General features: G+C 36.2%; 13 protein-coding genes. 1 reads left to right on the top strand and 12 read right to left on the bottom strand.

The annotated features are described in order from the left end of the window. The 12 genes from F823_RS10840 to purE all read right to left on the bottom strand — a co-directional run. Window positions 1–175, bottom strand: a 175-nt coding sequence (locus F823_RS10840) for an IS200/IS605 family transposase (protein ID WP_019595447.1), incomplete at its 3' end; no start/stop codon positions are given. A gap of 267 nt (window positions 176–442) precedes the next feature. Further along, window positions 443–811 (bottom strand): Spx/MgsR family RNA polymerase-binding regulatory protein, encoded by a 369-nt coding sequence (locus tag F823_RS0105070; RefSeq protein ID WP_002842563.1) that lies wholly within the window; start codon window positions 809–811, stop codon window positions 443–445. 64 nt (window positions 812–875) lie between these two features. Then, window positions 876–1,337, bottom strand: a complete 462-nt coding sequence (locus F823_RS0105065; RefSeq protein ID WP_002842543.1) for a hypothetical protein — start codon at window positions 1,335–1,337, stop codon at window positions 876–878. Between the two features lie 64 nt (window positions 1,338–1,401). Next, complete coding sequence (locus F823_RS0105060) at window positions 1,402–2,814, bottom strand: sulfurtransferase (RefSeq protein WP_002842503.1); 1,413 nt, start codon at window positions 2,812–2,814, stop codon at window positions 1,402–1,404. 275 nt (window positions 2,815–3,089) lie between these two features. Further along, entirely contained in the window at window positions 3,090–4,838 is a 1,749-nt protein-coding gene (locus tag F823_RS0105055) for a CoA-disulfide reductase (protein ID WP_002846735.1), read from the bottom strand. Window positions 4,839–4,874: 36 nt separating this feature from the next. Next, window positions 4,875–5,159 carry an ArsR/SmtB family transcription factor gene (locus tag F823_RS0105050; protein ID WP_002842538.1) on the bottom strand — a complete coding sequence of 95 codons (285 nt, stop codon included), beginning with the start codon at window positions 5,157–5,159 and terminating at the stop codon, window positions 4,875–4,877. A 255-nt stretch (window positions 5,160–5,414) separates the two neighbouring features. Further along, the gene (locus F823_RS0105045) at window positions 5,415–9,197 is read right to left on the bottom strand and encodes a phosphoribosylformylglycinamidine synthase (RefSeq protein WP_019595446.1); all 3,783 of its coding nucleotides are present in this window, start codon (window positions 9,195–9,197) and stop codon (window positions 5,415–5,417) included. Then, the gene (purD, locus tag F823_RS0105040; RefSeq protein ID WP_002842528.1) at window positions 9,181–10,449 is read right to left on the bottom strand and encodes a phosphoribosylamine--glycine ligase; all 1,269 of its coding nucleotides are present in this window, start codon (window positions 10,447–10,449) and stop codon (window positions 9,181–9,183) included. Before purD ends, F823_RS0105045 begins: the two co-directional genes overlap by 17 nt. Window positions 10,450–10,517: 68 nt before the next feature. Then, a complete protein-coding gene (gene purH / locus F823_RS0105035) occupies window positions 10,518–12,047 on the bottom strand; it encodes a bifunctional phosphoribosylaminoimidazolecarboxamide formyltransferase/IMP cyclohydrolase (protein ID WP_002846731.1) in 1,530 nt (509 codons plus the stop codon). Between the two features lie 15 nt (window positions 12,048–12,062). Then, window positions 12,063–12,656, bottom strand: a complete 594-nt coding sequence (gene purN / locus F823_RS0105030) for a phosphoribosylglycinamide formyltransferase (RefSeq protein ID WP_002846730.1) — start codon at window positions 12,654–12,656, stop codon at window positions 12,063–12,065. A 26-nt stretch (window positions 12,657–12,682) separates the two neighbouring features. Beyond that, entirely contained in the window at window positions 12,683–13,759 is a 1,077-nt protein-coding gene (purM, locus tag F823_RS0105025) for a phosphoribosylformylglycinamidine cyclo-ligase (protein ID WP_002846728.1), read from the bottom strand. A gap of 111 nt (window positions 13,760–13,870) precedes the next feature. Beyond that, window positions 13,871–14,347, bottom strand: coding sequence for a 5-(carboxyamino)imidazole ribonucleotide mutase (purE, locus tag F823_RS0105020; protein ID WP_002846727.1), 477 nt, complete (start codon window positions 14,345–14,347; stop codon window positions 13,871–13,873). Window positions 14,348–14,787: 440 nt separating this feature from the next. Between purE and yaaA the strand changes: the two genes are divergently transcribed. Beyond that, the gene (gene yaaA, locus F823_RS0105015) at window positions 14,788–15,558 is read left to right on the top strand and encodes a peroxide stress protein YaaA (protein ID WP_002846726.1); all 771 of its coding nucleotides are present in this window, start codon (window positions 14,788–14,790) and stop codon (window positions 15,556–15,558) included. The last annotated feature ends 265 nt before the right edge of the window (window positions 15,559–15,823 follow it).

The raw sequence follows: 15,823 nt of genomic DNA, 5'->3' as shown, positions 1-15,823 counted from the left end.
TCAGATGACCTTCGAGTATTTCAACACCTCTGTATGAACATAGTTGTCTCAATATCTTACCAATACTATTTCTGTATTGATTGTATATTATTTTTCTCCTGTATTTTGGAGTAAACACAATGTGATATTTACACATCCATTTTGTATGAGACAAGCTGTTCGCTTTGTTTGCCATAAAATCACCTTCCTATTCGTATTATTGAGCTTGAACAATTCAATTATACTATGGAATGGTGATTTTTTTGTATAACATCTGTCGCGCACCCGCATAGCGGGTGGTTTATTGTTTCGCACGCTTTGCGAGCTCAACAGGGACACGTCCCTATAATTAAAATCCCCAGATAATGTAATTTCTGGGGATTTATTATTTGTCTACCTTTATATATTTTTAATCAAGATATAGGCCATTTACTACATCGTATAGTCTACCAAGTCCATTTACTTATTTATCTTCATCAAGCTCTCCTAAAAGGTATTTTTTAACATCAGGTCCTACAAATATTCTACTATCATCTAACAATAATATGGGTCTTTTAACTAGCATACCATCACTAGCAAGCATATCAAACTGTTCATCCTCTGGTATATCCTTTAGCTTTTTAGATAGGCCCATTTCCTTGTATATTTTACCACTAGTATTGAAAAATCTCTTTAAATCTAGACCTGACATTTCCTTCCATTTCTTTAATTCATCTTTTGTTGGATTGTCCTTGTCTATTTCCCTTATTCCATAATCAATAGCCTGGTCTTTCATCAATTTTTCTACTGCCTTGCAAGTAGTACATTTTTTGTAGCATATTAAAGTATTCATTAAACCCTCCTTAAAAATATTTATTTTTGAAAACGGCACCATAACCTTATGATGCCGTGATTTATTATTTGTTATTAATATTTTCTTGTATTTTGACTTTTGTTTGTAAGCTTGCTCCCAATAAAATCATGACAACGGCTATGACTATATTAATAGAAAGTACAAACATAGCATAAGGATAAACAATGCTTTCAAGTGCTGATTTTGCAATTAGGTCATATATAAATACAGATGACCAGAGACATTGGTTAATAGTTCCAAGTCCCATCCAAATATTTTTTTTATTCTTTGCAACCATCATAAGTAGTAGGGCAATAGCCAATAATACCAGAGCACAGATAAACATAATCCTTATCTTTTCATCTGTAAAAAACATCTGCATATACTCTTCTTTTTTGAAATACAAGTGATGGTTAACACCTGCTTTAACTCTTGAAAGTTTCTCCAGGTATTTTATTGCTAGACATAATGCAAATTGCACAAACCATAATAATACAATTAATATTTTTTTAATTCTTTCAAACATATTACTCCAAATTTCTACTAATATACTCTAAAATTTACATTTTTTATATATTAATTTATATTTACTACTTGTTATCCCCAGCTTCAGTAGGTAGGCCTGAATTTGACCATCCTATCCATCCATCACTGTATAAAGATGTATTTTCCATACCCATTACCATTGAGTACCATAGTATTTCAGATGCTCTCCAACCACTACCACACATAAATGATAGGTGCTTAGAAGTATCAATTCCATCCTTCTTCCATAATTCTTCTATTTCCTGGGCATTTCTCATAGTCTTATCTATATTTCTATAGTAGTACATTGAGCTTGAATTCTTAATTCCAGCATGACCATATACTGCACCTGGTATTCTACCCTTTTTCTTATGGTATGAATAACCTGTTACCTTACCCTGGTACTCGCCTATAGTTCTATTGTCAACAAGTACATTCTTATCCTTGTTTTCAAGCATAGCCTTAGCTTCTTCCATTGTATCAATTAAAGCAGGATTCTGTGGAGCAGTAACACCAAAATCACTTGCCTTCTTTGGAGTTTCTTCCTTAGTAGCTAGTTCATAACCATTTGATGACCATCCAACTAGACCACCATTCATTATTCTAACATCCTTAACACCAAGATACTTGCATACAACTGCAAATCTAGCTGCTGCCATTGGTTCTGGACTTGTTGCTATAACACAGTCACTAGAAGTTATGCCATTGTCTAGTAACAACTTAACTAAAGCCTTGTCATCTGCAAGCTTCCATTCTGTGTCACCTTTCTTATTCTTCTTAGGTGGCTCAATATCATCTGTATTTATATGTATTGCTGTTGGTACATGGCCCTGCAAATATCCTGATTCCTTGTTGCCTCCCCATCTTACATCTACAACCTTAATATCCTTAGCTGTTGTAAAACCTTCTGGAGTCTTACCATCAACAATTGACTTTACAATGCTTGGAGCAACTAAAAGATGGTAGTTCTTGTATGATGCAAGTTCCTTTTCACCATCTATCCATTCCTTGGCATTGTATGTTTTTATATCCTTGATGCCCTTTCCAGATAGGTACTGGGCAACTGCCATAGCATCCTTGTCATTTGTGTCATATACTATAACCTTTGAATCCTTAGTCAAGTTCTTATTCTTCATAGCGTCTTTAAGAACCTGCTCTCTTGAGTATGCTTCTAGGTTACCCTTTTCATCATAGTCACTACTTAACCATTTTGCAGAAAAATCTGATGCACCCTTGATATGACCACCTCTCTTGGCGCCATCAAGAGCCCAACCATTATAGGCATCGTTGCTTCTCGCATCAAGAACTATTGTCTTTCCATCCTTAAGTGCTGCTTCTACATCTTCTGTTTTAGCTGTCTCGATCTTTGTTTCTTCCTTCTTAGAAGTATCTTCTGTCTTTTTAGGTGCACAAGCACTTAGAGAAGATAGCATCAAGAAAGCACTCAATGTAAGTAGAGCTTTTTTCTTTAATTTCATAATAACCTCCAAATAAATTAATTAATGCTATAAAAAATCCAAACAATTTACGTTTATACTTTGGATTTTTGCATACATCGTAATTATACCATAACAAATAAGATGTAAGCATAAAATAAACTTTTTTATAAATAGATATTTTATATCTTGAAAATAATTACTATTTAAAAAATCTATATCTATATAGTTTATTTATTACTTTATCATTAATCTATTGTCGAGCCCTATATAAAGCAGTGAATATCTTGACTATTGGACCTTGGCACTGTAGTCCTCTATATTATGTTCTCATCATTAATTACTTTTTTTGGCAAAGCATCGGAATTATCTGTACAAGCTATACCCTTGCCCTGGATGCATGAAGTGTCTTTTTTGATCACCCTCTTGTAGTTTGAATACAATGAATAACCACCATCTAAATTATAAGTGTTAAATCCATTCTGGTTTAGTATTCTACAACCTAGGTAACCTCTTAGTCCAACCTGGCAGTTAACGTATATAATTCTATCCTTTGGTATTTCATCCATCCTGTCTCTTAATTCATCAAGCGGTATATTTACAGATCCATTGATGTTGCCTAGTGAATACTCTTCTCCAGTTCTTATGTCTAGTAGGTATTCTCCATCCTCAACTAACTGGTCAATTTCCATGACATCAACCTTCTTAACTAATCCGTCTAGTATATTACTGGCTGCGTATCCTGCCATATTAACTGGGTCCTTGGCAGAAGAGAATGGTGGTGCATATGCTAGCTCTATATCCTGAAGTTCTCTAACTGTCATACCTGCAGCTATTGCAGTAGCTATTACATCTATTCTCTTTTCTACACCTGTATATCCTATTGCCTGCGCTCCTAAGACCTTACCACTTGGAACTTCAAATATAAGTTTTAAATCCATTGGGTTAGCAGTTGGATAGTAACCTGCATTTGATAGTGGGTGTAGGTGGACTGTTTCGTAGTTTTCTATTCCCATCTGCTTTAACTTCTTTTCGTTGTTTCCTGTTGAAGAAGCAGTCATATCAAATACCTTAGCTACTGATGTACCAAGAACACCCTTGTACTTAGAATCTATACCATTTATCCTGTCTGCAACTATTCTGGCCTGTCTATTGGCTGGAGACGCCAGGGCAATACTTGCGCCTTCCTGGAATATTAGGTCCTTTGTCTGTATAGCATCACCTACTGCATATATATGGTCTTTTGAAGTCATCATATTTTCATCTACTAATATGTGTCCCCTAGGTCCTAGGTCTAGACCCGCATCCTTTGCCAGCTGGTTTTCTGGTCTAACACCTATAGATAGAATAGTCATGTCAGTACTTATTTGCTTACCGCCCTTTAAGACAATTGTATTTCCATCGTTTTTGAAGGAATCAACACCATCTCCAAGTATTAGGTCAACTCCATTGTCTTCCATATGTCCATGTAGGATTTGAGCCATTTCATAATCAAATGGAGCCATGACCTGCTCTAGCATTTCTATTAGGTGAACCTTTACTCCTCTTTCAACCAAGTTTTCTGCCATTTCAACACCTATGAAACCACCACCAATTACTACTGCTTCCTTTGGTCTATTGTCATCTACATAGGCCTTTATCCTGTCTGTATCAGGTATATTTCTCAAAGTAAATACATTGTCTGCCTTATCCAAACCTGGAATAGGTGGCTTGGTTGGGCTAGCACCTGGTGATAAGATTAATTCATCATATGATTCTTTGTATTCTTCATTAGTTTTTAAGTTCTTGACGCTTATAGTCTTATTTTCTGGGTCAATGCTCACTACCTCACTGAAATTTCTGATGTCTAGGTTGAATCTCTTAGACATACCTTCAACTGTCTGAACTAGTAGGGCTTCCCTATTTTCAATCACTCCACCTATATAATATGGAAGACCGCAATTGGCAAATGATATATATTCGCCACGTTCAAACATTATAATCTGACTAGTTTCGTCCAGTCTTCTCAACCTTGCAGCTGCTGTAGCACCACCAGCAACACCACCAACTATTAATATCTTTTTCATTTTCTTACCACCTTTCTTGTCAAAGCGACAAAATATTTATATCTCAATTTTTTTTATTATTTCCTCTATAAACTTGTTATCTACTGAATATATTATCTCAGTTCCTACTCTTTCACTTGTCAATATTCCTGCTGACTTTAATTTTGCAAGATGCTGGGAAACTGTTGACTGAGCCATCTCAAGACATGAATGCATATCCGACACATTGTGGGGTCCATTTTCAATAAGTCCCTTTACAATACACAACCTAACAGGATGTGCTATAGCCTTTAAGAGATCAGCATACTCTGTTAGTTCTTCGCTCTTAGTTTTTAATTCCATTAAATCACCTCTATTTTTACTTTCTTATATTTTATATATTCCAAAAAAGTATCGCTTAATCATTATATTCTAATATTATAATATTGCTATATATAAGTCAACAGAAAATTCCATCGATTTTATACCTAGCTTGTGAAATTTCAAGTTTGACCAGTATAAAAACATAATAGTAACATATTAACTATATAAAAACCGCCCCCTAGCCTTAGATTTTATTTCTAAGCTCTTGGGGAGCGGCTCATACTAATATATTTCCTATTTAAAGTACTTAACTCCTGATTCGAATAAGTGCTGGTCTTTTGCTCCAACTATATTCTTTACCACGTTTTCACCGATTCTCTCAGAGTGACCCATCTTTCCTAGGACCCTACCATCAGCTGATGTGATACCTTCAACTGCATAGTATGAACCATTAGGGTTGAAGTCTATATCATATGTAGCGTTTCCGTCAAAGTCAACATACTGGGTTGCTATCTGGCCATTTTCGATCAGGCTCTTCATCACTTCTTCAGATGCGACGAACTTACCTTCACCATGAGATATGGCTATTGAGTGAACGTCTCCAACCTTTGTTCCAGCAAGCCATGGTGACTTGTTAGATGCAACTCTAGTCCTTACCATCTTGGCCTGGTGACGACCTATATTGTTGTAAGTAAGTGTTGGCATATGATCTGATGGAGTCATGATTTCACCGTATGGAACAAGACCTAGCTTGATTAGGGCCTGGAATCCATTACAGATACCTATCATTAGACCATCTCTTTCGTTTAATAGCTTCATTACAGCCTCTTCTATCTTAGGATTTCTGAATACTGTAGCTATAAACTTGGCTGAACCATCTGGCTCATCACCTGCTGAGAAACCGCCTGGTATCATTATTATCTGGCTATTATTTATCTCATCAACCATCATATCTATTGATGATTCTATATCCTTGTAAGTCATATTTCTAAATACGCCTATCTTAGCTTCTGCTCCTGCCCTTTCAAAGGCTCTAGCCGAATCATATTCACAGTTAGTTCCTGGGAAGGCTGGTATAAATACTCTTGGCTTGGCTATTGATATAGATGCCTTCTTAAGCTCTCCCGTTCTTTCAAAGCTTATATTTCTTATATCGTCAGTTAATATCTTTGAAGCCTTAGTTGGGAATGTTGATTCAAGTACACCCTCAGATACCTTTAATAATTCATTTAGGCTGATAGATTCACCAAAGGCCTTAATTGATGAAACTTCAATAGTCTGTCCAATAACCTTATATGTAGCACCTTCAAGTAATCCAAGGTCTTCTTCTGCCATTTCTAGAACTATTGAGCCATAGCTTGGTCTAAATAAGTCGTCTGCACTTTCCATTGAAGCTTCAAAATCAGCTGAAAGTTCTAGACCTATCTTGTTACCAAATGCCATCTTGGCAAGGGCTTCACCTAGTCCACCAAATCCTAGGGCATAAGTTGTAAGTACCTTTTCTTCCATGATAGCCTTAGTTATAATATCAAAATTCTTCTTCATCTGGTCAAAATCTGGGAAGGCATAGTCTTTTTCTACTGCTTCAACTAGGACTAACTTTGATCCTGCCTTCTTTATTTCCTGAGATACTACCTTGCCTGCATCCTGAGTATTAACTGCAAATGATACAAGTGTTGGTGGTACATTGATATCCTTGAAAGTACCTGACATTGAGTCCTTACCACCTATTGCTGGTATCTCAAATTCTGTCTGGGCATAATAAGCTCCTAGTAGGGCTGCAAATGGCTTACCCCAAGATGAAGGGTTCTTTCCTAGTCTTTCAAAGTATTCCTGGAATGTAAGTCTAGCTGATGAATATTCACCACCTAGGGCAACTAGCTTGGCAACTGATTCTACAACTGCGTTCATAGCCCCGTGGAATGTTGACCACTTACCTATCTTTGGATTATATCCATATGTCATTATTGATGAAGTATTAGTTGTACCCTTTAATAGAGGTATCTTGGCAACCATACCATTGGCTGGTGTTGCCTGGTACTTACCGCCAAATGGTAGAATTACAGTGGATGCACCTATAGTATTGTCAAACTTCTCTACAAGACCCCTCTGTGAACAAACATTTAGGTCCTTGAAGGCTGCCATATACTTGTCCTTGATACCTGTTTCAGACTTAGTAACTTCTCTTAGGTCTGTATAGCTAGATTGGTCGTCTATTTTTTCTACCTTGATATCTGCATCCTGCTTACAACCATTCTTGTCTAGGAAGGCTCTCTTGATATTTACTATATCCTTGCCCTTCCAGTTCATTCTCATATATCCTGAATCTGTTACTGTAGCAACATGAGTTGCTTCAAGGTTTTCAAGGTTGGCAAGTTCTATAAACCTAGCCATGTTCTGTGGCTCGATAGCAACTGCCATTCTTTCCTGAGATTCAGATATAGCAAGCTCTGTACCATCTAAACCATCGTACTTCTTAGGAACTAGGTCAAGATTGATGTCTAGTGAGTCTGCTATTTCACCTATGGCAACAGATACTCCACCTGCACCAAAGTCATTACATCTCTTTATCATCTTTACTGCTTCAGCATTTCTGAAGAATCTCTGGATTTTTCTCTCGTTAGGAGCATCACCCTTCTGTACTTCTGCTGAACAAGTAGATATAGACTCTTCTGAATGTTCCTTAGATGAACCAGTAGCACCTCCGCAACCATCTCTACCAGTCTTACCACCTAGTAGGATGATTACATCACCAGCATCTGGTCTCTTTCTTATTACATTTTCCTTTGGAGCCGCTGCTATTACTGCGCCAACTTCCATCCTCTTAGCAACGAAATCTTCATCGTACACTTCTGATACCTGCCCAGTTGATAGACCTATCTGGTTACCATATGAAGAATATCCGTTAGCAGCACCAGTAGTTATCTTCTTTTGCATTAGCTTACCTGCAAGTGTATCTTCTAGAGAAGTTCTTGGATCTGCAGAACCTGTAACTCTCATGGCCTGATATACATATGATCTACCTGACAATGGATCTCTTATAGCTCCACCTAGACAAGTAGCTGCACCACCAAATGGCTCTATTTCAGTTGGGTGGTTGTGTGTTTCGTTCTTGAACATTAGAAGGTACTCTTCCTTCTTGCCGTCTATTTCAACGTCTATATTTATTGAACAAGCATTTATTTCTTCTGATTCATCAAGGTCAGCCAGCTTGCCTTCCTTCTTTAGCTTCTTCATAGCAACAGTTGCCATATCCATTAGACATATGTCTTTTTCCTTATCACCGTATACAAACTTTCTATCTTCTAGGTATCTATCGTATGTTTCCTTTACTATGTTGGTAAATCTTCCCTCTGGTATATCTATATTTGCTAGTCTAGTCATAAATGTAGTATGTCTACAGTGGTCTGACCAGTAAGTATCTAGGACCTTGATTTCTGTTATAGTTGGGTTTCTCTTTTCATCATCCCTAAAGTATTCCTGAACCATCTTTAGGTCATCTATTGTCATAGCAAGTCCTAGTTCAGCAAGAAAACTTTCAAGCCCAGCCTGGTCAAGGTCTATAAATCCATCCATAGTTGCAACTGACTCTGGTAAGTCATATACCATTTCAAGAGTTTCAGGCTTATCTAAAGATGCCTCTCTTGAATCCACTGCATTTATTGAGAAGTCCTTTATCTTGGCAAATTCTTCATCACTGATGCTAGATCCTATTATTATAAGCTTAGATGAGTTGATTATAGGTCTATTACCATCATTCACTATTTCTGCACACATAGCAGCCCAGTCAGCCCTCTGGTCATACTGGCCTGGTAGGTATTCGATAGCAAACATCCTTTCATGACCTCTTGTTGGCACTTCTTCGTAGTATACATTGTCTAGGTTTGGCTCTGATAAAATAGTTTCAGCGACCTTCTTATAGACATCTTGTCCTATACCCTCTATATCATATCTATTTATAACTCTTAGTCCTTCAACTGATATATGAAGACTATCAAGTATGTCACTTTGCATTGCTTTTGACTCTAGGTCAAATCCGTCCTTTTTTTCAACAAAAACTCTATTTACTCTGCTCATATTTAACTCCTATGTCCCTTCTATAGTGCATTTTTTCAAAGCTTATCTTATCTATATTAGCATATACATTATTAGCGGCATCTTCTACAGTCTTACCTCTAGAGCATACACCTAGTACTCTACCGCCATTTGTAACTATATCTTGGTCTACAAACTTTGTTCCTGAGTGGAATACCACTATAGAGTCATCTACATTATCAAGTCCCTTTATTACCTTGCCCTTTTCATAGCTTTCAGGGTATCCACCAGATGCAAGTACTACACAAGCTGCAGCCTCATCAGTGTATTTGATATGTACATCTTCTAGTCTGTCCTCTGTAACAGCCATCATAATTTCAGATAGGTCAGTTTCCAGTCTCATAAGTACTGACTGAGTTTCAGGGTCTCCAAACCTACAGTTGTACTCAAGTACCTTTTCTCCATTTGGAGTAAGCATTAGACCTACAAATAGGATACCTCTAAATTCTAAGCCATCTTTCTGGAATCCCTCTAAAGACTTTATCAATACTTCATCATATACCTTCTTTGCAAGTTCGTCTGTATATATAGTTGATGGTGAGAAAGTACCCATACCACCAGTATTAGGTCCAGTTTCTAATTCAAATATCTTCTTGTGGTCCTTAGCAGATTCCATAGGTATTATAGTATTCTTATCAACAAAGGCAAGGATTGATGTCTCAACGCCTGTTAAGAATTCTTCTACAACTACTAGGTCACCAGCCTCTCCAAACTTCTTGTCCTTCATTATTATATCAAGAGTTTCAAGGGCTTCTTCTCTTGTAGTAGGTATCACAACCCCCTTACCCGCTGCAAGACCATCAGCCTTTATTACGACCGGATACCCAAAGCTATCTATTTCAGCCTTAGCCTTTTCTATATCAGTGTATTCTTTGTACTTTGCAGTTGGAATATCATGTCTTACCATAAACTCCTTAGAGAATAACTTGCTACCCTCTAACCTAGAACAAGACTTATCAGGTCCAAATACCCTTAGACCTCTCTCTTTAAATATATCAGTTATACCCATCACTAGCGGAACTTCTGGTCCTACTATTGTAAGGTCAATCTTATTATCATATGCAAAATCAGCTAACTTATCTAGTTCTGTATCCTTGATATCAAGGCATTCAGCCACATTAGATATTCCCGCATTACCTGGTGCACAATAGATTTTTTCAACATTCTTTTCCTGACTTAACTTCCAACAGATAGCGTGTTCTCTACCACCGCCACCTACTACTAAAATCTTCATACAAACCTCCCATACGCGATTAGTCCATTATAGTGCTAGCCCACTTGAGACTAGCACTGTATTTTTAATTAGTGTTTAAAATGTCTAGCACCTGTGAATACCATCGATAATCCAAGTTCATCACAAGCCTTGATAGAATCTTCATCCCTTATAGATCCACCTGGCTGCACTATAGCCTTGATGCCGTATTCAGCAGCAAGTCTTACGCAGTCATCAAATGGGAAAAAGGCATCAGATGCAAGTACTGAACCTTCAAAGTTCTTATCTTTATTGTTTACTAGGGCATTAGATAGGGCCCATATTCTAGATGTCTGACCACAGCCAGAAGCCAAAGTCTGACCATCCTTTACTATCACTATTGCATTAGACTTTAGGTTCTTGACTACCTTCATTCCAAAGTCCATGTCTCTTAACTGGTCTTCAGATGGAGCAATCTTAGTCACTACATCTCTCTTTTCATTTCTTATTACATCCTTGTCCTGAACAAGCAATTTTCCGTCAAGATACTTCATATCAAGCACTTGCTTGCTTTTTTCAATCTTAGCCAACTTTAGGACTCTTAGGTTCTTCTTAGTCTTTAGTATTTCTAGGGCTTCATCTTCAAAATCATATGCTACAACTATTTCAAGGAATATCTCTTTTAACATCTTTGCTGTAGCTACGTCCACTGTAGATGTTATACCTACTATACCACCAAATATTGATATCTTGTCTGATTCAAAACACTTTGTGTATGCTTGCAGACTGTCCTTACCAAGACCAACACCACAAGCATTAGCGTGCTTGATGGCAACAGCAACTACCTGGTCATCATCCTTGAATTCCCTCATAAACTCTAGGCAACCATGTAGGTCATTTATATTGTTAAAAGACAATGCCTTGCCATTTAGCTGTTCATAATTAAGGATTGGGTTCTTGGCATTTGGCTGAGAATATAAGAATCCTCTCTGGTGGCCATTTTCGCCATATCTAAGTTCTGTATCCTTTTCAAATGTAAGCGTCATCATATCTGGATATGTATCTCCTACAACACCTGCAAAATATGAAGATATCAAGGCATCATATCTAGCTGTTGTTGCAAATGCCTTATAGGCTAGGTTTCTTCTATCTTCTTCTGTAAGCCCACCATTTTCTAACTTTTCTATTATCATATCATAGTCAGCTATATCTACAACAACTGCTACATCCTTGTAGTTCTTTGATGCAGACCTAATCATTGATGGTCCACCTATATCTATATTTTCAATTATGTCTTCATGTGACTTTTTGCTCTTTACAGCCCCCTCAAAATCATATAGGCTGACTACAACTATATCTATAGACCCTATATTGTGTTCCTTAACAGTTTCAACATGACTTTCAAGGTCTCTTCTATATAGTATACCACCATGGATGTATGGATTTAAAGTCTTAACTCTACCATCCAATATTTCTGGAAAGTTTGTTACTTCTTCTACCTGGATTACCTTTACACCATTTTCATCTAATTTCATAAAAGTATTTCCTGTTGATATTACTTCATAACCAAGGTCGTTTAGCTTCTTTGCAAACCCTACAACACCTGTCTTATCTGTAACGCTAATTAAAGCTCTCTTCATTCTAAATGACCTCCTCTAGTCTTCTATATAAACCCTTCTACCTACTAACTTAATCTTATCCTCGCAGAACTTAGCAATCACTTGACTAAGTATCTCATGTTCTACACATAGAACCCTCTTCTGAAGGTCTTGAGCAGAATCATCAGGTAAGACATCTACAGTCTTTTGCATGATGATTGCACCAGTATCTGTATTTTCATCTACAAAATGTACTGTCGCTCCACTTACCTTAACACCATATTCTACAGCAGCCTCATGAACCTTTAAGCCATAGTAACCCTTGCCACAGAATGACGGTATTAAAGATGGATGAATATTTATTATCTTATTTTCAAATGCCCTTGTAAAATCGTGGCTAAGTATCTTCAAGAAACCTGCCAAAACTACTAGGTCTACATCATTATTTTTTAATTCTTCGATTATTTCTTTTTCATCATTTAAGTAAATAGCCTTTATCCCATGCTTTCTAGCTCTTTCAAGACCATAAGCTGATTCCTTATTTGATATTACTACCTTTATTTGACCATTTATTTTGCCAGACTCTATATTGTCTATCACTGACTGGAGGTTGGTACCACCACCTGAAACCAATACCCCTATATTCTTCATGTTAACTCCTCATATATTAATTGTTTTTATAAAAGTTCTACACCTTCGTGTGAATCTGTAACTGAACCAATTATATAGGCCTTATCTTCCATAAGGTCCTTGTATATTGGATCAACATACTGGGCATTGTCATTTGGTCTTTCATTTATAAACTTAACAAGGGCATCTGCGTCTTCCTTGTCTACAATAAACACTAGACCAACTCCCATGTTAAATGACTTGTGTAATTCTCTCTTTTCAATAGCATCAAAACCTTCAATCATCTTGAATATAGGGTCCTTGTCCCAAGACTTTGTATCTATATCTAATCCTAGTCCCTTAGGTATAACCCTTACTACATTTTCCACAAGTCCACCACCTGTTATGTGGGCAATTGCCTTTATATTGTGCTTTGCTAGTATATCAAGTGCTAGCTTAACATATATCTTTGTTGGAGTAAGAAGAGCCTGACCAAGTGTCATACCTAGCTCTTCTATTTGAGTGCTTAGGTCATACTTGTACTCTTCTAGGAATATCTTTCTTATAAATGAGAAACCATTTGAGTGGATACCACTTGATGATACACCTACAAGCACATCTGAAGATTTAACATCCTTACCGCTTACTATCTTCTTCTTATCAGCTATACCTATTGAAAAACCAGCTAAATCATAGTCATCATCAGCATACATACCTGGCATTTCAGCAGTTTCACCACCTATTAGTGCACATCCAGACATCTTACATCCGTCAGCTATACCACCAACTACCTTCTCTATGTGTTCAGGTACTAGTTTTCCAAGGGCTATATAATCTAGGAAGAACATAGGTCTAGCTCCCTGACATATCAAGTCATTTACACACATAGCGACTAAGTCTATACCTACTGTGTCATGCTTGTCCATAAGCTGGGCTATCTTTAACTTTGTTCCTACACCATCTGTCGAAGCAAGAAGAACTGGCTCCTCCATACCCATAAAGTCTTTTAATGAATATAGACCTGAAAAGTTACCCAAGTCTCCTATTACATTTGAATCATAAGTTTCTTTTATCTTTCCTTTTATTAGATCAACCGCTCTATTACCTTCGTCAATATCAACACCTGAAGCCTTATAAGTTAACATATTTTTCTCCTTTTAAATTTATTTTATAATATATTTTTTATTCTATATTTCAAGCAAATGAGGGGATATATATCCCCTACATATGATAACTTTTTAAATCACTATATAAAATTATATTTCCAAAGATGCGTCGTCAGCTAGAACCTTGTCAGCCATCTTCTGTCTGTAGTCAACTAACTTTTCTGCTATCTTAGGGTACTTGATACCTATGATCTCAAGTGCCATAAGAGCAGCATTTAGTCCTGAATCTATAGTTACAGTTGCAACTGGTATTCCACCAGGCATCTGAACCATTGAAAGTAGGGAATCCAAACCGTCCATTGTAGATGACTTGATAGGTAGTCCTACCACTGGAGTTACTGTCTGAGCAGCTACAACACCTGGTAGATGTGCTGCCTTTCCTGCAGCTGCAATGATTACATCTGTATCATCCTTTATATCTTCTAGGAACTTAGTTAGTTCAACCGGTGTTCTGTGGGCTGATAGAACTCTTACTGCAACCTCAACACCAAACTCCTTTATTAAAGCTATTCCAGACTCCAACTTTGGTAGATCTGACTTTGATCCCATTACTACTGCTATTTTCATTATAAACTCTCCTTCTTAAATTATTTACATTAACTAATATCATAAAGCTTTCTACATACTTAGATAGTAGCTATACACGAATATATATCTATTGATATACGAATAATATACGAACTTTATAATAAAATAATAACTCAATATACAGATTTTTTCAAGCATTTTTTCCGTAAAATCAAAAATTTAAGGCTTTTTTCCGAACTTTAAGGCTTTTTATGTATTTAAATGTTCAATTTTTATTTTACACCACAAAAAAATCACGTACTTTTACTAAAAAGGCCTATAATAGTCTACGTAAATAATAACTAAATTAAACTTTTCATATATCCTAAATTAAAGTCAAATTTTACTTTCAATTATACAAGATATGGTATACTATATATCTAAGATCGTAATATAGATAATAAGTAACAAATAAAAATATAGTATGGAGATGAAAATTTATGATAACATTTATATCACCGGCAAAGGGATTTAATGAAACAAGCCCTTCGTCCAAACAAATACCTAGTCAAATTGAAAAATCTAAAATAATTATTGATTCACTCAGAAATATGTGTCTTGAAGAATTATCAAAACTAATGAAAATAAAGGAAGATTTGGCAAGTCTTAATATAGAAAGGTTCAAAGACTTTAAATTTGATCAAAATGGCCTATCAGCTCTCTTTGCATATAGCGGAATCCAATATAAAAATATTGACCCAACTAGTCTTAGCAAGGATGACTTAGACTATATGGACAAGCACTTGCGTATAATAAGTGGATTGTACGGTTGTCTAAAACCAAGCGATTCAATATACCCATATAGGCTTGAGATGCTGACAAAGTTACCTCTGAAATATGGAAATACCTTACATAAAAATTTATACGATTTCTGGTCTGACTCCATATATAAGGACCTGGAAGAAAACAGCGAGGGTGTAATTGTAAATTTAGCATCAAATGAATACTCTAAGGTCATAAAAAAATACGTCAAAAAAGATATTATATTTGTGACTTGTATATTCAAAGTTATTAAAAAAGATAAGTTAAAGATTGAATCTACCGCCTCAAAGTCAGCAAGGGGCAAGATGCTTAGATATATAGCAAAAAATAAAATAAATGACTATAGATATCTGATGAACTTCACTGAAGATGGGTACGAGTTTAGAAGAGAACTGTCAAAAACAGAAGGAAATGAAATTGAATTAATATTTACTAAAAACACCCTATAAAAACAAAAAAACTGTATAAATTCCTATTTTTACTTTATTGGTACCTTTTTAGGGTATATTACTAGCCTAAAGTCATCTAGGTCAAGTGTTGGAACACTTCCTTCTTGTGTTCAATAGGGATAGCGGTTGTGATAGACCGTTGGGAATCCACTATGGATATAGATAAATTTAACAACAAGTAAGTCTGGCAAGTAAAAATAATCCAGACTAGCATATATACAATAAAAAGTCTTCTAGAACACTCGCAAAATAGTATTCTAGAAGA

The organism is Peptostreptococcus anaerobius VPI 4330 = DSM 2949 (genome assembly GCF_000381525.1).
Classification (GTDB): Bacteria; Bacillota; Clostridia; order Peptostreptococcales; family Peptostreptococcaceae; genus Peptostreptococcus; species Peptostreptococcus anaerobius.
Note: the sequence above shows the minus strand (reverse complement) of the source record. Positions and strands in the feature narration are given on the sequence as shown.

What these genes read in the sequence shown, in the direction of transcription:
- F823_RS0105065 (WP_002842543.1), bottom strand. Translation starts at nt 1,337, where the DNA reads ATGTTTGAAAGAATTAAAAAAATATTAATTGTATTATTATGGTTTGTG.
- F823_RS0105055 (WP_002846735.1), bottom strand. Translation starts at nt 4,838, where the DNA reads ATGAAAAAGATATTAATAGTTGGTGGTGTTGCTGGTGGTGCTACAGCA.
- F823_RS0105045 (WP_019595446.1), bottom strand. Translation starts at nt 9,197, where the DNA reads ATGAGCAGAGTAAATAGAGTTTTTGTTGAAAAAAAGGACGGATTTGAC.
- F823_RS0105060 (WP_002842503.1), bottom strand. Translation starts at nt 2,814, where the DNA reads ATGAAATTAAAGAAAAAAGCTCTACTTACATTGAGTGCTTTCTTGATG.
- F823_RS0105070 (WP_002842563.1), bottom strand. Translation starts at nt 811, where the DNA reads ATGAATACTTTAATATGCTACAAAAAATGTACTACTTGCAAGGCAGTA.
- yaaA (WP_002846726.1), top strand. Translation starts at nt 14,788, where the DNA reads ATGATAACATTTATATCACCGGCAAAGGGATTTAATGAAACAAGCCCT.
- F823_RS0105050 (WP_002842538.1), bottom strand. Translation starts at nt 5,159, where the DNA reads ATGGAATTAAAAACTAAGAGCGAAGAACTAACAGAGTATGCTGATCTC.
- purH (WP_002846731.1), bottom strand. Translation starts at nt 12,047, where the DNA reads ATGAAGAGAGCTTTAATTAGCGTTACAGATAAGACAGGTGTTGTAGGG.
- purD (WP_002842528.1), bottom strand. Translation starts at nt 10,449, where the DNA reads ATGAAGATTTTAGTAGTAGGTGGCGGTGGTAGAGAACACGCTATCTGT.
- purE (WP_002846727.1), bottom strand. Translation starts at nt 14,347, where the DNA reads ATGAAAATAGCAGTAGTAATGGGATCAAAGTCAGATCTACCAAAGTTG.
- purN (WP_002846730.1), bottom strand. Translation starts at nt 12,656, where the DNA reads ATGAAGAATATAGGGGTATTGGTTTCAGGTGGTGGTACCAACCTCCAG.
- purM (WP_002846728.1), bottom strand. Translation starts at nt 13,759, where the DNA reads ATGTTAACTTATAAGGCTTCAGGTGTTGATATTGACGAAGGTAATAGA.